This is a genomic window from Solwaraspora sp. WMMA2065, from assembly GCF_030345075.1.
Classification (GTDB): Bacteria; Actinomycetota; Actinomycetes; order Mycobacteriales; family Micromonosporaceae; genus Micromonospora_E.
The window spans coordinates 2552460-2574651 of the sequence record NZ_CP128361.1; the positions used below are offsets into that span (position 1 = coordinate 2552460).

Below are 22192 nucleotides of genomic sequence, written 5' to 3' on the forward strand. Positions count from 1 at the left end.
ACTTGGTCTCAGTAGGAATAACTCTCGTAGCCGATCCCCCCACGAGTTCGTGATCACTCGCCATGCGCGGCAACCGCCGCAGCGAAACGAGGTCCCCTCATGCGTCAGAGTTCTCTCGTCGTGGTGGCGAACCGACTGCCGGTGGACGACAGCGTCGCGCGCGACGGCGCGTGCGAATGGCGTCGCAGCCCCGGTGGTCTGGTCAGCGCCCTGCACCCGATCCTGCAGCACACCCCGGCCACCTGGGTCGGCTGGGCCGGTGGCGCCGGCCCGGCACCGAGCCTGCCGGACATCGACGGCGTACGGATGCACACCGTCGCTCTGTCCCATGAGGACATCAGAGACCACTACGAGGGGTTCGCCAACGCCACACTCTGGCCGCTGTACCACGACTCCGTCGAGCAGCCCGCATACCACCGTAGGTGGTGGGAGGCGTACCAGCGGGTGAACCAGCGCTTCGCCGAGGCGGCGGCGGCCGCCGCCGAGCCGGGCGCGCTGGTCTGGGTGCAGGACTACCACCTGCAACTGGTACCCGGAATGCTCCGGGCGCTACGGCCCGACCTGCTGATCGGATTCTTTCTGCACGTTCCGTTCCCGCCGCCGGAGCTGTTCATGCAGCTGCCCCGCCGGGCCGAGCTGATGCTCGGCATGCTCGGCGCCGACCTGGTGGGGTTTCAACGCGCCCAGGCCGCGCACAACTTCGCCCAGCTGGCGACGAAGGTGCTCAAGGTGCCGGCCACCGACCGGCGGATCGCCATCGACGGCCGGGTGGTACGCATCGGCGCCTTCCCGGTGTCGATCAACATGTCCGAGATGGAGTCCCTCGCCGGCCGGCCGGACGTGCTGGACCGGGCCCGTCAGCTGCGGTCCGACCTCGGTGACCCGCAGCACGTCATCCTCAGTGTGGACCGGATGGACTACACCAAGGGCATCGAGCAACGGCTCAAGGCGTACAGCGAACTGATCGCCGACGGGCACATCAAGGTCCGCGACACGGTGATGGTCCAGGTCGCGGTGCCCAGTCGGGAACGGGTCGAGCAGTACCGCATCCTGCGCGACCGGGTGGAACGCGAGGTCGGACGGATCAACGGCGAGTTCGGCCGGGTCGGCGAACCGGCGATCCACTACCTCAACCAGTCGTTCAGCCGGGCCGACCTCGCGGCGCTGTACCGGGTCGCCGACATCATGGCGGTCACCCCGCTACGGGACGGGATGAACCTGGTCGCCAAGGAGTACGTGGCAGCCCGGGTCGACAACGACGGTGCGCTGCTGCTCAGCGAGTTCGCTGGTGCCGCCGCTGAGTTCCAGCAGGCGTACCTGGTCAACCCGCACGATCTCGACGGGCTCAAACTGACGCTGATGCACGCGCTGGAGGCGTCACCCACCGACGTGGCGGACCGGATGCGTTCCATGCGCGAGCACCTGCGCACCCACGACATCCGGGCCTGGGTGCACGGCTACCTCACCGCGCTGGACCGCACCGGTTCCCTCGCCGCCCGGCTCACCGCCTGATCCTACCGGTCTACCGTCGCCGGTCAGCCGGCTCCCTTGTCCAGCCAGTCGAGGATCGCGTCGACCGGTTCCGTCCACCGCGCGTCGAGCATCAGATCGTGGCCCATCCCGGGGAACAGCAACGGAGCACCCCCGTACCGCCGGGCCGCGCGGTCCAATACTGACACCGGCACCACCCGGTCGTCCGGGCTACCGAGAACGAGCACCGGCGGGTCGCCGACCGGCGGCTCGACCCGCTGGCGGGCCAGCAGCTGCCACTGGGCCCGGGCCGACGCGCGCCCCAGACGGTTTACGTAGGACAGCGCGACGGCCTCCGGAAGCTCCCGGCTGAACAGCTGACCGGCGCGCAGCCGCACCGCCCCGCCGAAGACGGCCGGCAGGGTGCCGAACGGGTTGCGACGCAGCGCGGCGCCGAGCAGCGGCCAGCCACCGAGTACGGGAGCGGCCAGCACCGCGGCCCGCGCCGGGTAGCGGGCCAACGCGTGACCGACCACCAACGCCCCAGCGCCGTGCCCGATCAGCACCGCCTGCCGGGGCAGGCCGGCCGCAGCCTGCACCACGTCGTGCACGTACGCCCGCAGGTCGGCCTGCGGCGCCGCCCCGCTGTCCCCGTGCCCGCGCAGACTGACCGCGTACGCCGGGAATCCGCGCTCGGCGGCCCGCTCCAACCAATGCTCGGCGAAAACCCACGCACCGTGCCCGAAACCGGGCACGAACAGCAGCGGCGGCCGGCCCTCGTCGCGCGACACGTCGGCGTGCAGCACCTCGCGACGCACCGCCGGGACCGGTCTGGCCCACTCCCGGGTACGGACGATGCGGGGGGCCGCAAGGGTACGACTCATCGGGCCGCCACCTCCAGACTGTCCAAGGTCTCCTGCAGCGCGCGCAGGTAGGTGTCGTGACTGACCTCGAACCAGCGCCGGGCCGGGTCGGCCACCTTGGCGTCGTGCCAGGGCCGTCCCGCGCCGGCCTCGATCCGGCCGGCCAGGGCAGCGGTGACCGCCGGATCCGCCGACCGGGCGCGCAGCCACCGGGCGACCACCACGCTCTGCCAGTGGACCACCGGGAAGACCCCGAACTCCGCCTGCACCAGCCCGACCACCGACAGCGTCGGGTGTCCCGGGGCGAAGGCGTGCAGGTGCAGGCGGGGCCGACCGTCCGCGTCGACGCCGAGCACCCGCGGATCGAGAAAGTCGAACTGGGGCTGGTAACCGGTGGCGAGCACGACGAGGTCGGGATCCACTTCGGTGCCGTCGGTGAGCTCTACGGTATGCCGGCGGAACCTGGCCACGTCGGGCACCGGGCGGACCGTACCGTGCCCGATGTGCAGGACGAGTTGGCTGTTGACCACCGGATGGGCGTCGAACACCCGGTGCTCCGGAGCCGGTAGCCCGAACCGGGTCTGGTCGCCGACGACCAACCGGAGCAGCCGGTGGAGAACTCCCTGGCGCAGCCAGCGTGGCAGACGCCGGGCGAGCAGCCCCGCGTTGACCTGGTCACTCGGCCGGCCGAACAGGTACTTCGGGGTGTACCAGTAGCCGCGACGGGTGGAGTGCCAGCAGCGGGCCGCCTGTTGCCCGGCCTCGACGGCGATGTCGCAGCCGGTGTTGCCGCCGCCCACCACCAGTACCCGCCGGCCGCGCAGCTGAGTGGCGTCGTGGTAGGCCGACGCGTGGATCACCTGCCCGGTGAAACCGGACAATCCTTCGTAGTCGGGAAGCCGGGGTGCCCAGTTGTGTCCGTTGGCGACGACCACGGCGGCGTAGCGCTGGGTGCGTTGGGCACCGTTGCCGCCGGCGCTGCGGGTCGTCACGTCCCACCGGTCCCCCGGCGCCGGTTCGACCCGTACCACCTCGGTGCCGAACCAGATGTGCCGGCGCAGATCGAAGTGGTCGGCGTAGCGTTCCAGATAGGCCAGCAGCTGGCTGTGGTGCGGGTAGTCGGGCCAGCTGTCCGGCAGCGGGAAGTCGGGGTACTGGCTGAACGGCTTCGACGAGATCAGGTGGGTGCTGGCGTAGACCGGACTGCGGTCGTGGCGCCAGTTCCAGGCACCGCCAACGCCCGTCTCCCGTTCGTAACAGTCGACCCCGAACCCCTGTTCGCGCAGGTTCTTGACCGCGCACAACCCGCTCGCCCCGGCACCGATGACGCAGACGTTCTCACCCTGTTCGGAGATCGGGCGGTCGTCCCGCCACCGGTCGGTGCCGGTGATGGGGCTGTCGTAGTCAGCGGAAGTAGACACCGGCAATCTCCTTCGTACGGCTGCGAAATCGTGCCGGCTAGCCGCCCCGCTTGTCCAGTCCCGGTGCCGGATCGGTGAGCACCAGATCGGCAACGACCGGAAGATGGTCACTTGCCCGCCGCGCCGCCGGGGTGTCCACCACCCGGCAGCCGGCCACCTCGATGCGGGGATCGACGAAGATCGCGTCGATCCGTCGGCGGGGGTCGCGGCCCGGGAACGTGCCGGCCCGGTCCGCCCCGACGGCGGCAGCGGCGTCGGTGAACCCGGCGGCGGCCAACTGCCACGCCGCACCGGTGTCGCCCGGCGGACGGGCGTCGGTGCCGGGCGCAGGCCGGGCGTCGGTGCCGGGCGACGGAGGGTCGTCGGGGTTCGCCGGCTGATCGTTGACGTCCAGGCCGAGAATCACCGATCCGTCGACGTCGGCGCAGGCCTGACGTAGCAGCCGGGCCTGCGCCGGCCGCTCCGTCGGATCAGTGGACAGATGCGATCCGGCCACCACGAAGCGGGCCGGGCCGACCGCGCAGCGGGCGAACACCGCGCCGCGCAGGTGCCGACCGGGCGTCAGCGGGAACCGGACCGACCAGGTACCCGTCACCCGTACCCGCAGCGTGGTCAGCACCAGATTGCCCAACGGCGGTGGCCCACCGGCTCCGACGACCATGTCGAACGCGTTCGCCAGCGCGGCGGACCTGGTACGCCACCGCCACCGGCGCGGTGCCTCCTGCAGAATCGCCACGTCCGGTGCGACCTGGCGGACGACCTCGGCCAGCGCGGCCCGGTCGTCACGCTGGCCGTGGATGTTGTACGTGAGCACCCGCAACCGCACACCGGCCCGCTGTGGCGCGGTCGTCTGGTCAGCCGTCACAGTCCCCTCCTCGGCCCGATGGGCTCAGATCCGGCGGGCGAGGTCGGCCGCACCGACCACACCGGCAGCGTTGCCCAGCTCGGCCGGCCGCACCTCGGCCACCGGAATGCGGACCCGTTGGGCCAGCGCGTCGGTGTACGCCCGTTGAGCGGGGCCGAGCAACAGGTCACCCGCGTCGACGACGCCGCCGCCGATCACCATCACCTCGGGATCGAGGATCTGCGCCAGGTCGGCCAGGCCGATGCCGAGCCAGCGCCCGATCTGCGCGAACGCCTCGCAGGAGACCGGGTCACCGGAGCGGGCCGCGGTGGTGACCATCGGTCCGGTCACCGCCTCGGCGTCGCCACCGGCCAGGGCCAGCAGTTTGATTGCCCGGTCCGGTTCCTGCCGGGCACCGGCGCGGGCGAACCGGACCAGTGCGTTGCCGCTGGCGTACTGCTCGATGCAGCCCTGCCGGCCGCAGCCGCACTGGTGTCCGTCCGGAACCGCAAGCATGTGGCCGAGTTCTGCGGCGATGCCGTGCGCGCCGCGGACGAGTTCGCCGCCGTACACGATGCCGCCGCCGATGCCGGTGCCCACGGTGAACATGACCATCGAGTCGGCGGCGTCCCGGCCGGCGCCGTGCCGGAACTCTGCCCAGGCCGCGACGTTGGCGTCGTTCTCAACGATCACCGGCAGGTCGACCGCCGCGCTCACGTAGTCCCGCAGCGGCTCGTCCCGCCAGGCGAGGTTCGGGGCGAACAGCACAGTTGAGCGACGCTCGTCGATCCAACCGGCGGCCCCGATGCCGACCGCGCCGACCGAGTGGTTCGCCGCCAGCTCGAGCACCACCTCGACGATCACGTCCCGGGTCTTGGCCACGTCGTCGGCCGGCGTCTCGTGCCGGGTCCGGGCCAGGACCTTTCCGTCCGGATCGACGACCCCGCCGGCGACCTTGGTGCCACCGATGTCGACTCCGATGGTCAGCGTCACCGCTGCCGCTCCCCTCTGCTGTGCTCTTCGCGCGCCGGTGTCCGCACCGGGTCCCCTCCGGCGACGGTCCACCGCTGGACGGTGGTCCGGCCGGACGGTGCCGGATCAGGCCAGATCAGGTCCCGGCCGGCCGTGGTCCGGCCGGGTGGCACCCGACCGGTCCGGCTCCGCCCTGTCGGCATCCGCGCCGGGTGTCACCGGGGCGGTCACCGCCGGACCACCGGGGCGGCCCCGGGCTGGTGGTTTGCCTGTCCCGGCGACGTCGACGGGGGCGTTCGTCGCGGCCGACCAGACGTCCCGATCACCCGCTGAGTCCGAATCATCCATGGTCCAGGTGGCCTGGCGCCAGACCTCGTCGTCCGAGGTCATCCGGCCGGTCGGCGGATCGTGCCGGTCCGGCGGCGGGCCGGCGGGATCCGCAGCCGGCGAACCAGCCGCAGGCTCCGGCTGCGCTGCGGGGTCAGCCGTACGGTCCGGGGCCGCCGCGGGGTCAGCCGTACGGTCCGGGGCCAGGGCACGCAACAGGCTGGCGACTCCGGCGGCGAAGTCCCCGGCACCGGCGGCCAGCCGGTCGGCCAGCTCCGGACTGGGATCACGCAATACCGTGATGGCCCGGCAGACCGGGCAGACGCAGCAGGCCGGGTCGCCGGTGGCGACCGGACCGGTGCCGCCCAGCAGGTCACGCAGCAGGCCGAGGCCACTTGCGGCACCAGCGCCGAGCCGCTGGCCGCGCGCCGCCAGCTGCGCCATCGCCAACGCGGTCGCCACCAACCGTTCCGCCTCCGCCCGCGCCGAGCGAGGATCCGTTCCCACCGTCGGCCCGCCCCCTAGCCTGTCTCCGTCGTACCGAGCTGTTCCACTCGGTGCTTGAGCTGTGTCAGGGCAGCATCCATGATCATTTTTTCGGCTTTGCGGCGGAACATCCCGAGCATCCCGACGGAGAGCTCCACCTCCAGCGTGTAGGTCACCGTGGTGGACCCGTCCCCGTTGTCCTCGATGTCGTACGCACCGTCCTGCCGACGCTGCATCCGGGACGGCTCAGCCAGCCGCCACTCGATTCGGGACAGGTCCTCGGAGTACTCGTAGATCAACGTGTACTCGTCGGCGAGCACTCCGGCATCCAGCACGAAGCGGACCTCACGCGCGTATCCGTCCTCGTACTCCTGGCGCACCTCGACCCGGTCCAGCGCCTCGGTCCACTCGGGGTAGCGCACGAAGTCGCAGATCACCGCCGTCACCCGGGACGCGGGTGCGGCGACGACGATCGACTTGGTGGAGGACTCCGCCATGTGGGGCAGGCTACCCGGTGCCGGGCAAGATCAAGCCAGTGGCCGACAACCATCCGGCCGCCCCCGGCAGCGGGCTGACCGCGCAGGTCATCGGCCGCCCGGTAGGTTGCGGGTAGCCGGACGTGCACCGCCGGTCCGGTCCGCCTCAGCCCGCGAGCGCAAGGAGTGCAGGTGCGCGAGTTCTCCGTACCACCGGTCGTCACGGTCGGTGATGCCGCCAACCTGACCGATCCGGTCTGGGACAACGCCGAGTCAGCACCCGACGCGGTGCAGTTCACCAGGCCCGGCCCCCACGGGCAGCAGGAAGTGACCTGCCGGGAGTTCCGCGACGAGGTGGTGGCGGTCGCCTGCGGCCTGATCGGCGCGGGCATCACCGCCGGCGACCGGGTCGGTCTGATGAGCCGGACGCGGTACGAGTGGACGCTGCTCGACTACGCGATCTGGTCGATCGGCGCGGTGACCGTGCCGGTGTACGAGACGTCCAGCGCCGAGCAGGTCGCCTGGATCCTGGCCGACTCCAGCGCGGTCGCCTGCGTGCTGGAGACCAACGGACACGCGATCACCCTGGCCTCGGTCCGCGACCGGCTGCCCGCGCTACGCGAGGTGTGGCAGCTGGAAACCGGTGGTCTCGACGAGATCCTGGCCCGGGGCGGGACCGTCGACGCCGCTCAGGTGCAGCACCGCCGCCAGCAGCTGACCTCGAACGACATCGCCACGATCATCTACACCAGTGGAACCACCGGACGGCCGAAGGGCTGTGTGCTCAGCCACCGGAACATGTACGCCGACATCGCCAACGCGGTGCCCGGCCTGCCGAACCTGTTCCACGAGGGTGCCGCCACCCTGCTGTTCCTGCCGCTGGCGCACTCATTCGCCCGGCTGATCCAGATCGGCGCGGTGCACGCCCGGGCCACCATGACTCACGCCGCCGACCCGAAGAACCTGGTCGACGACCTGGCCAGCGTCCGCCCGACGTTCGTGTTGTCCGTACCCCGGGTCTTCGAGAAGGTCTACAACGCGGCCCGGCAGCGCGCATACGACGGCGGCAAGGGCGCCATCTTCGACCGGGCCGACCAGGTGGCCGTCGCCTACAGCGAGGCGCTGGACACCCCTGGTGGGCCGGGGCTCGGGCTGCGCGCCCGGCACGCGGTGTTCGACCGGCTGGTCTACCGGAAGCTGCGGGCCGCGCTCGGCGGCCGGTGCCGCACCGCGATCTCCGGTGGCGCCCCACTGGGTGCCCGGTTGGCGCACTTCTTCCGCGGCATCGGGGTGACTGTCTACGAGGGGTACGGGCTGACCGAGACCTCCCCGGCGGTGTCGGTCAACCTGCAGCACGCGATCCGGATCGGCACCGTCGGCCGGCCGCTGCCCGGCGTCAGCGTCCGGATCGCCGACGACGGCGAGGTGCTGGTCAGCGGCGATCTGGTGTTCCAGGGGTACTGGAACAACCGACAGCAGACCGACGAGGTGCTGACCGACGACGGCTGGTTCCGCAGCGGGGACCTCGGCCGGCTCGACGACGACGGCTTCCTGACCATCACCGGTCGCAAGAAGGAGCTGATCGTCACCGCCGGCGGCAAGAACGTCACGCCGGCCGTGCTGGAGGACCAGTTGCGAGCCCACCCGCTGGTCAGCCAGTGCGTGGTCGTCGGCGACCGCCGGCCGTTCATCGCCGCGCTGCTCACCGTCGACGAGGACGCCTGGCCGGCCTGGCTGGAACGCAACGGTCACCCGCCTGGCCGCACCGTCGCCGAGCTACGCGACGATCCGGCGTTGCTGGCTGAACTCCAGCAGGCCGTGGACGAGGCGAACCGCGCCGTCTCGGCCGCTGAGTCGATCCGGCGGTTCCGGGTACTGGCCCGGGACTTCACCGAGGCGAGCGGCGAGTTGACCCCGTCGCTGAAGGTGAAACGGGCGATGGTGCACGCCAACCACGAAGCCGAGATCGCCGAAATCTACGGGAGCTGACTACCATCCGTCACGTGTCCGCACCGACGTCCGACGCGCCCCGTCCGCATCCACTCGCCGCGGTGGCGCGCCTGGTCATGCTCGCGCTCGTCGCGGTGCTGACCCTGATCACCACCCGGGATCTCGGCGAACTGCGCTGGGTGGCGCTGCTGGCGGTCGCCGGCGCTCCGGCGGTGCTCGTCCCCCGCCACCCGGTCATCAGCATGCTCGGCCGCCTCGCCGAGGTCGTCATCGTCGGCCTGGCCACGAGTGAGGTGGCCGCCGCCGCCAACCTGCGCGGCTCCATCGGCGCCGGGCTGGGCGCCTCGGCGATGCTGCCGTACCTGTCGGTGCCGTTGACGGTGGCGGTGCTGCAACGGCGGACCCGCGAGGCGACCGCGCTGCTCGGCGTCACCGCGCTCACCCTGGCCCTCAGCGGGTTGTTCACCACGATCGACGGCCGACCGCAGCTGGCCCAGCTCGGCTTCGTCGCGGTCTGCACCCAGTGGCTGATCCTGGCCAGCCTGGGCATCCTGGCCGCCGGCACGCTGCAGCAGGTGATGCAGGCCCGTGGGGAGAGCAAGCCCGCCCCGTACGCGGAGGCGACCCGGCTGCTCACCCAGCTGCGCAGCGTCGCGCGGCAGCTGCCCGGTGCCACGCTCGACCCGGGCAGCATCTCGGAGCATCTGATCGAGGAGCTGCGCGCGGTGGCGCCGACCGGTCGCACCGCGGTGCTCTCCGGCAGCGGTGGGGGGCGGCTGGTGGTGCTCGCCCAGGCCGGCCTGGACCGGGTCGACTGGGAGACGACCCTGGACGCGGATTCGGCCATTGCCGACGCCTGGGCCAGCCAACTGCCCCAGACCGCGGCCCGGTCCCAGGCCCGATCGCACCCCGGCGGTGACGTGTCGGCGCTGGTGGTGCCGCTGGTCGCCGGGGTGCGCACGGTCGGTCTGGTGATTCTGGAGACGGACAGCGCCAACGCCTACCCACCGCCGGTGGTTGCCCGGATCACCGCGTTGACCCGCCCGGCAGCGCTGCGGCTGGAGGCCGCGCTGCTGTTCGACGAGGTTCGGTCGCTGGCCACCAACGAGGAACGGCAACGGCTGGCCCGGGAGATCCACGACGGGGTGGCCCAGGAGTTGGTGATGGTCGGGTACGGCATCGACAACGCCCTGGCCACCCTGCCGGAGGGCAGTGACGAGACCGCCGAGGACCTGCGGACACTGCGCGGCGAGGTCACCCGGGTGATCACCGAGCTGCGGCTGAGCCTGTTCGAGCTGCGCAGTGAGGTGGACCGGCACGGCGGGCTGGCGGCCGCGATCGCCGAGTACGCCCGTACCGTCGGATCGTCCGGCCGGTTGCGGGTGCACCTGTCGCTGGACGAGTCCGGGGCCCGGCTGCCGGCTGCCACCGAGGCGGAACTACTGCGCATCGCCCAGGAGGCGATTACCAATGCGCGCAAGCATGCCGGCGCCGCGAATCTGTGGGTCACGTGCGACATTGACCCGCCGTACACGCAAATAGAAGTGTCGGATGACGGTCAGGGGATCGCCGACCAGCGTCCGGATGGGCGGTACGGTCTTGCGATCATGGCAGAGAGAGCGGAACGTATCCGGGGCCGGTTGGAGATCAGGCCACGACACCCGAGCGGAACGACCGTGGCAGTGGTGCTCGGAACCTCGCCCCGGCGCGATAGCGTGCGCGATAGCGTGACAGCACCAGAAGGGGAGTAGCCACAGCATGACCACCAGCCCCACACCGACCACCCGGACCAAGGTCCTGCTTGTCGATGATCACGACCTCATCCGGAAGGGCCTGCGGCACGCTTTCGAGCGCGACCGCCAGTTCGAGGTCGTCGGTGAGGCCGCGACGGCGGCCGAGGGTGTACGCCAGGCGGGCGCCCTGCAACCAGATGTTGTGATCATGGACCTGCGGCTGCCGGACGGCAGCGGCCTTGAAGCGACCCGGGCGCTGCGAAAGTCCAGCTCCACGATGGGCATCGTGGTGTTGACCATGTACGCTGGCGACGACCAGCTGTTCGGCGCCCTCGAGGCCGGGGCCAGCGCGTTCGTGCCGAAGACCGCACCGGCGGACGAGGTGGTCGCGGCGGCCCGGCACGCGGCCTCGTCGCCGAGCGCGTTCACCGCAGCTGACCTGGCCGAGGCGATGAAACGCCGGCTCGCGCCGTCCGGGCCGCAACTGTCCCCCCGGGAGGGCCAGGTGCTGCGCCTGCTCGCCGATGGGATGAGCGTGGCCGGGATCGCCAAGCAGTTGTTCGTCAGCGAGTCGACGGCGAAGACGCATATTTCCAAGTTGTACGAGAAGCTCGGCGCGGCGAACCGGGCCCAGGCGCTGATGACGGCGCTGCGGCTCGGTCTGTTGGAGGCGCCGGACGCTCCGAAGTTCTGACCTGGTCACGTGGTGCCGGCGGCGGGTGGGCCGGCCCACGTCGACCGTGGCGGCTCTGATCGGTGCGGGCGGGAACCTCGCGGGTCGGACGCTCTGGATGCCCGGGCACGCAGCGGGCACAATGGCTAGCTAGCGCCAGCAGCCAGCCAGCAAACGGTCAGACAGGGACAAAAGGGGCGAAGATGGATCGGCCGCACTGGGCACCGGAGAGCATCGACGTCGAGCGGCCGAGCGTCGCCCGGATGTACGACTATTATCTCGGCGGCTCACACAACTTCGCCGCCGATCGGGCCGCCGCCCAGGCGATGATCACGGCCGTTCCCGAAGCCCCGTTGATGGCCCAGGCGAACCGAGCCTTCATGCGCCGCGTCGTGCAATTCCTCGTCGAGTCGGGAATCCGGCAGTTCCTCGACATCGGCTCCGGGATCCCCACTGTGGGCAACGTGCACGAGATCGCTCAACGGCTGGCACCGGAATCGAAGGTCGCCTACGTGGACGTCGATCCGGTCGCCGTCGCACACAGCCGGGAGATCCTCGCCGGCAACGACCGGACCACGATCCTGCAGGAGGACCTGCGCAACCCGGAACGGATCCTGCACGATCCTCAGGTGCGCAAGCTACTCGACTTCGACCAGCCGGTCGCGGTGCTGATCGTCGCGGTCCTGCATTTCGTGCCGGACTCCGACGACCCAGCCGCGATCCTGGCCGAGCTACGCGCCGCGCTCGCGCCCGGCAGCCATCTGGTCCTGTCCCAGGCCAGCGACGACGGCCGCAGCGATGAGGAACGCCGCGAGGCGGACCAGATCTACCGGCGCACCGACAACCCGCTCAGCATCCGGTCCCGGGCCGCGCTGACCAGCTTCTTCGACGGGTTCGACCTGCTACCGCCGGGCGTGGTCTGGGTGCCGCAGTGGCGCCCTGAGTCGCCCGAGGCGGCCGAGGACGCCGAGCGTGCCGTCTTCATGGGCGGGGTAGGCCGACTCGGTGGCTGAGCAGTCCGACCCGGCCGCCGATCCGCCCGGTGGACGGCCACCGGGCGTCGCCGCCGTCGCCCGGGCCTGGGCCAAAGCGGTAACCGGGACCAGCTACCTGCCGCTGGCCCAGGAGCAGCTGGAGGCGTTTCTCGGCGACCTGACCGTACGGCTCGTCACGGCACTGCGCGCCGAGCCGTTCACCGTCCGGGTCGGCTACCAGGTCGGCTCGGACCTGGTCGCCGCGCACATCGCCTCGGCTGAGGGGCTCGGCCGCACCATCGAGGTACTCGACCTGCGACTACTGCGCGACCTGGACATCGACGACCCGGACATGCCGGACCGGATGGCACGGCTGCTCGGCAGTATCGCCACCGGCTACACCCGGGCACTACGCGACCGCACCCTGGACGAGCAGGAGACCATCCGCCGCGCGGCGTTGGTCGCCCGGGAGCAGGCCGAGATCGCGCTGCGGGAGAGCGAGGCCCGATACCGGCACCGGGCCACCCACGACCCGCTCACCGACCTGCCCAACCGGAGCCTGTTCACCCAGCGGCTGGACGACGTGTTCAGCACGGCGGGTCGTACTGGCGGGGACGGACGCCGACTCGGCGTCTGCTTCGTCGACCTCGACGGCTTCAAGATCGTCAATGACACCCTCGGCCACCACATCGGGGACCTGCTGCTGGTCTCGGTCGCCGAGCGGCTGCGCCGTGGCGTCGGCGAACACCTGGTGGCCCGAATCGGTGGCGACGAGTTCGTCATCCTGGTCGCCGACACCACCTGCACCGACGACGTGCTCAAGGTCGCCGAGGCCGCGCTCGCCGCGATCGGCGAACCGGTCGTCGTCGACGGTCACGAGCTGACCGTGACCGCCAGCATCGGCATCGTGGAGCGCACGGTCGCAGGCACCACCCCGAGCGAGGTGATGCGGGCCGCCGACGTCACTCTGCACTGGGCGAAATCGGCGGGCAAGGGCCGGTGGGCGCTGTTCGATCCAGTGCGCAACGATCGCCAGCTGGCGCGGTACGCGCTGTCCGCGGCGATGCCCACCGCTCTCGACCGGGGCGAGTTCTTCCTGGACTACCAGCCGCTGGTCGCGCTCGCCGGCGGCGCGCTGCTCGGCGTCGAGGCGCTGGTCCGCTGGCGGCACCCTACGATGGGGGTACTCGGTCCGGACCGGTTCATCTCCCTCGCCGAGGACTCCGGGCTGATCGTCCGGCTCGGATCGTGGGTGCTGGCCGAAGCCTGCCGGGAGGCCCGGCGCTGGCTGGACCGCAGCGCGAACGCCCCGTTCGTCAGTGTCAACCTGGCTGTGCGGCAGGTCAACGACCCCGGTCTGGTCCGGTACGTGACCGAGGTACTCGCCGACACCCGGCTACCGGCCGGCCGGCTGCAGCTGGAGATCACCGAGAGCGCCCTGATGAGCACCGCCGACGGACCGGTCCGTACCCTGCGCGAGCTGGCCGATCTGGGCGTACGGATCGCCATCGACGACTTCGGGACGGGCTACTCCAACCTGTCCTACCTCCGCTCGCTGCCGGTGCACGAGCTGAAGCTGGCCGGGAAGTTCGTCGAAGGGCTCCGTGCCTCGGCAGGCACCGACCGCACCGACGAGAGCATCCTGCTCACCTTGGTGACGCTGGCCCACACGCTGCGGCTGACGGTCACCGCCGAAGGAGTGGAGACCGCCGGGCAGGCCGAGCGGCTCCGGGCGATCGGCTGCGACGCCGCCCAGGGCTGGCATTTCGGCCGTCCTGGACCAGCCGACGGGATCACCGAACGACTCGGCTGACGCCGCAAGCAGCCGGACACCGCAGGAGGGCCAGGCGCGCCGCCGGGGTCACGCCGCTCAGCCGGCCAGCAGCGACGCCATCCGCTGCGCCTGGGTGTCCCAGCGCCACTCACGCTCCACCCAGGCCCGACCGGCGGCGCCCATCCGCCGGGCCAGCTCCCGGTCGGTCAGCAGGACACCCAGCCGGTCGGCCAGCTGGCTCGGATCCCGGCCGTTCACGACGTACCCGGTCTCGCCGTCGCGGACCGCATCCGGCGCGCCGCCGGAATCCCCGGCCACCACCGGCAGCCCGGTCGCCGACCCTTCCAGGTAGACGATGCCGAGGCCTTCCACGTCGAGCCCGCCGCGCCGGGTGCGGCAGGGCATCGCGTACACGTCCCCGGCGGCGTAGTGCGCCGGCAGCTCCGCCCAGGGCACCGCCCCGGTGAAGGTGACGTCGTCGGCCACCCCGACGCGCCGGGCGAGCCGTTGCAACCGGTTGCGGTCCGGACCGCCGCCGACGATCAGCAACGCGGCGCCCGACACCCGACGCCGTACCAGCGGCCATGCCCGGATCAACGTGTCCTGACCCTTGCGGGGCACCAGCCGGGACACGCAGACCACCACCGGCCGGTCCGACAACCGGTGCCGGCGGCGCACCTCGCCGCCGTCGACGCCCGGATGGTAGGCATCGGTGTCCACACCCGGGGCGAGCCGACGCAGCTCGGTCAGCCCGCCGACCGCACGGTCCAGCCGCACCCGGGTGTACTCGCCCAGGTAGGTCACCACGTCGGTGGCGCGGGCGATCCGGCGCAGCATCGACCTCGCGCCGGGCAACGCGGCCCACCCCACCTCGTGCCCGTGGGTCAGAGCCACCGCCCGGCTGATCCCGGCCCGTCGACGCAGGCCGTCGGCGAGCAGCCCGAGCGGCGCGGCCGCGCCGAACCAGACCGTGTCGCAGCCCCTGGCCCGCGCCAAAGCGGCGGTCTGCCGGGCCACCGCCGGTGTGGGCAGCAGCATGCCGGTTGGGTCACGGACCACCTCGAACGGCTGGTCGGCGTCGAACCGCTCGGCACCGTCGTAACTCGACGCGTAGACCACGATGGTCTGCGCGGGCTGCCGCAGCGCCAGATTGTGCACGAACGACTGGATGCCGCCGGGTCGCGGCGGGAAGTCGTTGGTGACCAGCAGGGTGCGGTTCATCGGCCCGCCCGGTCGGCGTACCTGCGGGCCGCCGCGATTCGTTCCACTGTCGACGGGTGCGTGGCGGAGTAGAGGTACTCCCAGCGGGGCGGATCCGGATCGGCGAGATTGATCGCGGACAGCCGGCGGTGCACCGCCGCGTACGCCGCCGGATCACCGTGCAGCGTCAGCGCGTGCGCGTCAGCGCGGACCTCGACCCGGCGCGACACCAGTGCCTGCACCGGTGTCGCCGCCAGGCCGACCAGCGTGACCACCGCCAGCAGCAGGGCGATCGCCCTCGGCTCGGCGATGTCCGCGACGCCGGCCGCCCGCAGCACCGGCCGCCAGCCGCCGAGCAGGTACAGCCCGACCACGGCTGCGGCGGCACCGAGCGCGCCCAACAGAGTGCCGGTCAGCACGTCGCGCGCGCGGGCGTGGCCCAGTTCATGGGCGACCACGGCGGCCAGCTCCGCCGGGGGCGCCTCGCGCAGCAGGTTGTCGTAGACGACGATCCGCCGGGTGGGACCGAACCCGGACACGTAGGCGTTGACCGCGCGGGTGCGCCGGGACGCGTCGGCGACCAGCACGTCCCGCACCGCGACACCGTCGCGTTCCGCCAGCTCCAGCAGTTGCGTGCGCACCGGACCGGCCGGCATCGGGGTGAACTTGTTGAACACCGGCTCGACCAGCACCGGCAGGACGAACGACAGCAGCACCACCAGGGCGGCCGCGCCGGTCGCGGCCAGCGCCCACCACCAGCGGGGGGCGAGCCGGACGACGGTGTAGAAGCCGAGCAGGGCCACCGTCGCGATGACCGCGCCGACCGCGTACGACCGGACCAGGTCCACTCCCCAGCCGGCCCAGCCCTGGGTGGCCAGTCCGTGCTCGGTCAGGATCCGGTGCCGCCAGGCGGCGAACGGCAGGGTCAGCAGGTCGGCCAGGAACACCACGAGCAGCCCGCCGAGCAGCGCCTGGGCGACCCAGTGGTCGCCGAACGGCCGGCCGGCGACCAACACCAGCCGGGCACCGACCGGGGTGAACCCGAGCAGCAGCGCCGCCAGCAGGCCGACCAGCATCGCGCCGTAGCGACCGGGACGCAGCGCCGCCCGCAGGGCCCTCCCCCGCTCGACCTGGTCGACGGGCAGCTCACGCAGGGCGGCGAGCTGATCGGCGCGGGGCACCGGCGGCCGGTGCCACGGCACCAGCACGGCCGCCGCGACGACGACCGCCACCCCCAGGACGACGAAGGTCACCAGCGCCCATGCGCGAGGCGTCATCGGGCTCCTTCCGCCGACCGGTCGCCCGACCATCCTAGGTGTGCCGGCGCGGCCCCGGTCCACACTCGGGCGACCGGATCCTCTCAGGCGGACCGGTCGATCGCTCAGGCGACCTGTCTTCGGGACCGGGGCCGGCGCTGCCGGCGGCCGCGCGCCGCTGCCGGCGACTCGCCGAGCACCTCGACGTCGAACCCGGCACGCGCGAACACCTCGATCGCGTACCGCTCGCCGGCGTCCAGGTGGGCCACCGTGTCCGGGCTGTCGATCAGGGCACTGACCAGGCAACCCCGGCAGCTCGGGCCGCGCTCGACGGCGCAGGTGTCACAGTCGATCAGCATGGTCGTCTCCTCACGTGGCGGTGCCGTCGAACGGTCGGCCGGCGGTGATCGGCCCCCGTACGACGCAGCATCGCCGACCGACCACCGCCAGTGACATCGACGATAGGCGTCAGGTACGACAGTTCCGCGTGACCGGGTGTCGGCTCAGGAACGAGCCAGTCGACGCAGCAGCGAGTCGGCGCCCATCGGGTACGCGCCGTGCCGCCGGACCCCGTCGGCCACCTCCCGGTCGGAGGAGACCACCACGATCACCCGGCCGGACGGCTCGGCCCGGACCAGCCGGCGGATGAGTTCGTCGGCCGTCTCCCCTTTTCGGGAGAACAGCACCCGCACGCCACGTGGAGCCGGCGGCAACCCGTGCATCCGCTCAGCGCCGTCGAAGACCACTGTCACCTCGTCCCCGGTCTGCGCGGCGATCCCACCGAGCCCGGTGATCAACCTCTTGCGTTGCTGCTCCAACGGCATCTCGCCGAAGCCCCGCTTGGTCACGTTGTAGCCGTCGACGACGAGGTGCGCCCGGGGTAGGGCGAGCAGGTCGTCCAGCCGGGCCGGGTCGTCGGTGTCGCGGGCCCGGGTCGACGTCGCCGCCGCCGGTCGGTCGGTGAACGCGTCGGCGACGTAGTCGGCCGGCAACCGGTCGGCCGGGTCCAGGGCGAGCTCCCGCCGCAGCCCCTGGGCCGCCTGCCCGATCGTCTCCAGCAACAGCCACAGCCGGGCGTCGTCGACCGCCCGGGCCTCCTTCGCCGACTGCCGGGCGGTCCCGGCGGTCAGCTCCGCGTCGGCGAGCTTGGCGCGCAGCCGCCGCAGCTCGGCGTCGTGGTCGGCGGCGGCCCGCGCGGCCCGGCCGCGTTCGGTGGCGAGCAGCTCGTTGGCCCGCCGCTGCTGCGCCTGTGCCTCACGCAGCGTGCGGGACAGCTGCCGGGACTCCTCGCGGAGCTGGCCCAGTTCCTCCCGTACCCGGGCCAGCTCGTCGCGGAGCTTCTCCACCTCGACCCGGGCGACGGTGCGGTCGTGTTCGGCTCGGTTGGCGCGGGCCTCGGCATCGCGGATCAGCTCGGCGACGGCGGCCCGGTCGGCCTCGGCCCGGACCGCCGCACCGGCGGCGTCGACCAGCTCACGCCAGCCCGCCGGCCGCATCAGGTACGCCAGGGCGGCGACCTCGACCGGGTCCGCCGCCGCGGGTGAGACACCTTCGCTGACCGCCGCACCCAGTTCGCCGGTCTCGGCCAGCGCGCGGGCGGCCACCCGCTGCCGCAGTGACGGATCGTTGGTGAGCGCCGCCGCGATCGCCGCGGCACCGTAGCGGGCCCGCCGGTTCGGCGCGAACTTGGCGACCTTGCGCAACGGAGGCGGCATCTCGTCGGTCGGGATCTCGGGCAGCGCGGCGGCGGCGAGCACGACGATGCGCGACCGCACCGGCTCGGGCAGCACCGGCTCGGCGGGTGGACCACCGGCCGGCTGGTCGGCGGACGGGGGCAGGGCGCCGGTCGTCGGCGCCGCCCCCTCGGGACGAGCGTCGGTCGGATCCGGTGCGGCCATGCACCCCAGTCTCCCACCGGGTGGCCGCCGCGTGCCCGACAGGAAGAATGATCTCGCAGAGTCGATCGGATCGTTACCGGTGGTACGCATGGGACGGCTGTGTCGTACCCACGTCCTATCGTCTGCGCCGTGGCACCGCCTGATCCCGTACCTCGACCGGCCTACACCCAGGGCTCGATCGACTCGCTGCTGTCAGCCGGACAGGGCGGGCCGCTGTCGACCGGCGCGGACCGGTCGCTACGGGAGACCACCTTCGTCGTGCTGGATCTGGAGACCACCGGCGGCGCGCCGGACGGTGGCGGCATCACCGAGATCGGCGCGGTGAAGGTGCGCGGCGGCGAGGAGCTCGGCGTCTTCGCCACGCTGGTCAACCCGGGCCGACCGGTGCCGCCGTTCATCACCGTGCTCACCGGCATCACCGAGGCGATGCTCGTTCCCGCGCCGCCGATCGAGCAGGTGCTGCCCAGCCTGCTGGAGTTTCTCGGTGACGCGGTGCTGGTGGCGCACAACGCGCCGTACGACGTGGGTTTCCTCAAGGCCGCGTGCGCCCGGCACGGCTATCCCTGGCCGGCGCCGACGGTGCTGGACACCGCGGCCCTCGCCCGCCGGGTGCTGACCCGCGACGAGGTGCCCAACCGCAAGCTCGGCACTCTCGCCGGCTACTTCCGCACCCCTCGGCGGCCCACCCACCGGGCCCTGGCCGACGCCCAGGCGACGGTGGACGTGCTGCACGGGCTGATCGCCCGGCTCGGCGGGCACCAGGTGACGAGCATCGGCGACGCGGTCGAATTCAGCCGCGCGGTCAGCGACGTCCAGCGACGCAAGCGGCACCTCGCCGACGGGTTGCCCCGCTCCCCCGGGGTGTACATCTTCCGGGCGGCCGACGACCGGCCGCTGTACGTCGGCACCTCCGGCGACGTCGCCACCCGGGTACGCAGCTACTTCACCGCCGCCGAGCGGCGGGCGCGGATGTCCGAGATGCTGGCCGCGGCGACGCGGGTCGACGCGGTCGAGTGCGCCCATCGGTTGGAGGCCGAGGTACGTGAGCTGCGGCTGATCGCCGCCCACGCGCCGCCGTACAACCGCCGGTCGAAGTATCCGGAGCGGGTGGTCTGGTTGAAGGTCACCGACGAGGTCTATCCACGGCTGTCCACGGTCCGGGCGATCTCACCGGCCGACACCACCGTGCTCGGGCCGTTCGCCTCCCGCCGGGCGGCCGAGCTGGCCGCCGCCGGCATCCACGACGCGCTGCCGCTGCGTCAGTGCACCCACCGGTTGTCCGCCCGGACCCGGACCCCGGCCTGCGCGCTGGCTGAGCTTGGTCGTTGTCCGGCACCGTGCGAGCACCGGATCGACCCGCAGCAGTACGCCGAACTCGCCGTCGCCCCGCTGCGGACGGCACTCGAGACCGACCCGCAGCCACTGGTCGACACGTTGCTCGCCCGGATCGACCGGCTCGCCGCCGCGCAGCGGTTCGAGGAGGCGGCGGTGGTCCGGGGCCGGTTGGCCGCATTCCTGCGGGCGACCGTCCGAATGCAGCGGTTGACCGCACTGACCAGGATCGCCGAGCTGGTCGCGGCGCGACGGGCCGGGCACGGTGGCTGGGAGCTGGCGATCGTCCGGCACGGTCGGCTCGCCGCTGCCGGCGTGTCGCCGCCACGGCAGCACCCCCGGGCCACCATCGACCTGCTGTGCGCCACCGCGGAGACGGTGCCGGCCGGGCACGGCCCGGTGCCCCGGGCCAGCGCGGCCGAGAGCGAGCGGATCCTGTCCTGGCTGGAGCCGGAACAGACCCGGCTGGTCAGGGTGAGCGGGGACTGGGCCTCACCGGCCGGCGGCGCCGGCCGATTCCATTATCTGCTGGTCAAGGCCGAGGAAGCCGCCCGGACGACGGCCGGGGTCGACGAAGCAGACCAAAGACTCGACCGATCGATCACCCGCAAGTAGCCGATCGTACTACGCTCGCTCGCTTAGGCTGTTAGAGAAGTGCAGTCCTGTCAGCCAACGCCCGATTCGTGGCGTGCGTCCGGGCGGTCGACCCGCCGGGCGATGGGTGAGGAGGTGTCTCCGCGTGGACGTCGACGCCGGTCCCGGCGCCGCCATCGGACGTTTCCTGCCCACCACGACACCCCTGTCCGCCCGCCTGCGAGCCTGGCTGTCCTGGTCTCCCGGCTCACCGGACCCGGTCGCCGAGCTGATCCGCGTCCACCGGTCGATCCACCCGTCGGCGGACCCGGCGGTGCTGCGCCGCGGCTACCAGATCGCCGACAGCATGCACGCCGGGCAGTACCGCAAGAGCGGCGAGCCGTACATCACCCACCCGTTGGCCGTCGCGGAGATCTGCGCCGGGCTCGGCATGGACACCACCACCCTGGTGGCCGCGCTGCTGCACGACACCGTCGAGGACACCACGTACGACCTGCCGACACTGGCCGCGGACTTCGGTGACGAGGTCGCCCACCTGGTCGACGGGGTGACCAAGTTCGACAAGGCGTTCTACGGCAAGGCCGCCGAGGCGGAGACCATCCGAAAGATGATCATCGCTGCGTCGAAGGACGTCCGGGTGCTGGTCATCAAACTCGCCGACCGGCTGCACAACATGCGGACCCTCGGTGTGCGCTCGCCTGCCTCCCGGGCCCGGATCGCCAAGGCGACCCTGGACGTGCTGGTCCCGCTCTGCGACCGGCTCGGCATCCAGAAGCTCAAGCGGGAGCTCGACGACATCGTCCTGTTCCACCTGGAGCCGGAGGCCTACCAGCAGATCGAGGAGCACCTGGCCAACCGGCCGGGCTGGGCGACGTACCTGGACGCCGTTTGCGGACAGGCACGGGTGACGCTGCGCCGGGAGAAGGTCGCCGCCCGGGTCGCGCCCCGGCCACGGCACCGCTACTCGATCTGGAAGGACACCGTCACCGGCGGCCACCGGGCACCGTTCGACCTACCCCGCATCGAGGTCGTGGTCACCGGGCCGGACACCGACTGCTACGCGGCGCTCGGCGCGGTCCACTGCCGCTGGCGACCGGTACCGGGCAGGTTCAAGGACTTCATCGCGGCGCCGAAGAACAACCTCTACCGCTCGCTGCACACCACCGTCATCGGCCCGGACGAGCGTCCGCTCGAGGTGCTGATCCGGACCGACGCGATGCACCGGTCCGCCGAGTTCGGCATCGCCGCGCCGTACCACTTCCCCAAGCCCGGCCGCAGTCGTGCCGCTGCCCGCGCCGACGAGCTGGCCTGGCTCCGCAGGGCGATCGACTGGTCGCAGGAAAACATCGACGCTGACCAATTTGTCCACTCGCTGCGCTGCGACCTGGTCGACGCGCAGATCCAGGTCTTCACCGACGGCCGCCCGATCGTGCTGCCGGCCGGGTCGACGCCAGTCGACCTCGCATACGAGCTGGATCCGCGCAAAGGCGCGCACTGTCTCGCCGTACGGATCAACGGCCGGCTGGCCCCACTGGCCTCCGAACTGACCGACGGCGACGTGGTCGAGATCTTCACCGAGACCGACGACCAGCCGACCGGGACGGCACCGACGTCGGCCGGGCCGCGAAAGGAGTGGCTGGGTTTCGTCAAGTCGCCGCAGGCCCAGATGCAGATCAACCGCTGGTTCGCCGAACACTCCGAACCGGGCATCAGCATCAGCGACAAGGTACGCCTCGGCCGCGCCACTGTCAGCCTGATCCTGCGCAAACACGACCGGGCGTTGTCCAACGACAAACCACTGCGCCAGCTCGCGGAGAACCTCAAGTACCCGGACATGGAGACCCTGCTGGTCGCGGTGGTGGACCGGACCATCGAGCCCGAGGCCGTCGTCGACCAGCTCATCGCCCTGGTCGACCAGCCGGGCTGACCTGACCCGGCGCCGACGACCG

18 protein-coding genes are annotated in these 22192 nt (G+C 72.1%); 8 read left to right on the top strand and 10 right to left on the bottom strand.

The features are described from left to right. The first annotated feature begins 99 nt into the window (after nt 1-99). On the top strand, nt 100-1512 hold the full coding sequence (locus O7610_RS11475) for an alpha,alpha-trehalose-phosphate synthase (UDP-forming) (RefSeq protein WP_289213255.1): 1413 nt from the start codon (nt 100-102) through the stop codon (nt 1510-1512). Nucleotides 1513-1535: 23 nt separating this feature from the next. Here O7610_RS11475 and O7610_RS11480 read toward each other — a convergent pair whose 3' ends face one another. The 6 genes from O7610_RS11480 to O7610_RS11505 form a co-directional block, all read right to left on the bottom strand. Further along, nucleotides 1536-2354, bottom strand: coding sequence for an alpha/beta hydrolase (locus O7610_RS11480; RefSeq protein WP_281550729.1), 819 nt, complete (start codon nt 2352-2354; stop codon nt 1536-1538). Next, entirely contained in the window at nt 2351-3754 is a 1404-nt protein-coding gene (locus tag O7610_RS11485) for a flavin-containing monooxygenase (protein WP_281550730.1), read from the bottom strand. Before O7610_RS11485 ends, O7610_RS11480 begins: the two co-directional genes overlap by 4 nt. Before the next feature lie 37 nt (nt 3755-3791). Next, on the bottom strand, nt 3792-4619 hold the full coding sequence (locus tag O7610_RS11490; RefSeq protein WP_289213256.1) for an endonuclease/exonuclease/phosphatase family protein: 828 nt from the start codon (nt 4617-4619) through the stop codon (nt 3792-3794). Nucleotides 4620-4643: 24 nt separating this feature from the next. Next, a complete protein-coding gene (locus O7610_RS11495; RefSeq protein ID WP_289213257.1) occupies nt 4644-5591 on the bottom strand; it encodes an ROK family glucokinase in 948 nt (315 codons plus the stop codon). Nucleotides 5592-5696: 105 nt separating this feature from the next. Continuing rightward, nucleotides 5697-6404 (bottom strand): hypothetical protein, encoded by a 708-nt coding sequence (locus tag O7610_RS11500; RefSeq protein WP_289213258.1) that lies wholly within the window; start codon nt 6402-6404, stop codon nt 5697-5699. A 14-nt stretch (nt 6405-6418) separates the two neighbouring features. Next, complete coding sequence (locus O7610_RS11505; RefSeq protein WP_281550734.1) at nt 6419-6880, bottom strand: SRPBCC family protein; 462 nt, start codon at nt 6878-6880, stop codon at nt 6419-6421. Between the two features lie 171 nt (nt 6881-7051). Here O7610_RS11505 and O7610_RS11510 point away from each other — a divergent pair, with 171 nt between their 5' ends. From O7610_RS11510 to O7610_RS11530, 5 genes are all read left to right on the top strand, one after another. Next, a complete protein-coding gene (locus tag O7610_RS11510) occupies nt 7052-8848 on the top strand; it encodes an AMP-dependent synthetase/ligase (RefSeq protein WP_289213259.1) in 1797 nt (598 codons plus the stop codon). A gap of 71 nt (nt 8849-8919) precedes the next feature. Continuing rightward, nucleotides 8920-10560: a GAF domain-containing sensor histidine kinase gene (locus O7610_RS11515; protein WP_281555640.1), complete on the top strand. Its 1641-nt coding sequence runs from the start codon at nt 8920-8922 to the stop codon at nt 10558-10560. Nucleotides 10561-10567: 7 nt separating this feature from the next. Next, nucleotides 10568-11236, top strand: coding sequence for a response regulator transcription factor (locus O7610_RS11520; RefSeq protein WP_123602728.1), 669 nt, complete (start codon nt 10568-10570; stop codon nt 11234-11236). A 182-nt stretch (nt 11237-11418) separates the two neighbouring features. Then, on the top strand, nt 11419-12228 hold the full coding sequence (locus tag O7610_RS11525) for an SAM-dependent methyltransferase (protein WP_289213260.1): 810 nt from the start codon (nt 11419-11421) through the stop codon (nt 12226-12228). Beyond that, on the top strand, nt 12221-14002 hold the full coding sequence (locus O7610_RS11530) for a putative bifunctional diguanylate cyclase/phosphodiesterase (protein ID WP_281550737.1): 1782 nt from the start codon (nt 12221-12223) through the stop codon (nt 14000-14002). Before O7610_RS11525 ends, O7610_RS11530 begins: the two co-directional genes overlap by 8 nt. A 57-nt stretch (nt 14003-14059) precedes the next feature. On the opposite strand, the gene O7610_RS11535 is transcribed toward O7610_RS11530, so the two are convergent. From O7610_RS11535 to O7610_RS11550, 4 genes are all read right to left on the bottom strand, one after another. Next, nucleotides 14060-15184, bottom strand: a complete 1125-nt coding sequence (locus O7610_RS11535; RefSeq protein ID WP_289213261.1) for a glycosyltransferase family 4 protein — start codon at nt 15182-15184, stop codon at nt 14060-14062. Beyond that, nucleotides 15181-16440 carry a M48 family metalloprotease gene (locus O7610_RS11540; RefSeq protein WP_281550739.1) on the bottom strand — a complete coding sequence of 420 codons (1260 nt, stop codon included), beginning with the start codon at nt 16438-16440 and terminating at the stop codon, nt 15181-15183. The genes O7610_RS11535 and O7610_RS11540 overlap by 4 nt, the downstream gene beginning before the upstream one ends. A 104-nt stretch (nt 16441-16544) precedes the next feature. Next, a complete protein-coding gene (locus O7610_RS11545) occupies nt 16545-16778 on the bottom strand; it encodes a hypothetical protein (RefSeq protein ID WP_281550740.1) in 234 nt (77 codons plus the stop codon). Between the two features lie 144 nt (nt 16779-16922). Continuing rightward, nucleotides 16923-18317, bottom strand: a complete 1395-nt coding sequence (locus O7610_RS11550; protein ID WP_281550741.1) for an NYN domain-containing protein — start codon at nt 18315-18317, stop codon at nt 16923-16925. Nucleotides 18318-18494: 177 nt separating this feature from the next. On the opposite strand from O7610_RS11550, the gene O7610_RS11555 reads away from it, so the two are divergent. Both O7610_RS11555 and O7610_RS11560 read left to right on the top strand, forming a co-directional pair. Beyond that, the gene (locus O7610_RS11555; protein ID WP_475049116.1) at nt 18495-20264 is read left to right on the top strand and encodes a DEDD exonuclease domain-containing protein; all 1770 of its coding nucleotides are present in this window, start codon (nt 18495-18497) and stop codon (nt 20262-20264) included. Between the two features lie 124 nt (nt 20265-20388). Next, nucleotides 20389-22170 (top strand): RelA/SpoT family protein, encoded by a 1782-nt coding sequence (locus O7610_RS11560; protein ID WP_281550742.1) that lies wholly within the window; start codon nt 20389-20391, stop codon nt 22168-22170. Nucleotides 22171-22192: the final 22 nt, after the last annotated feature.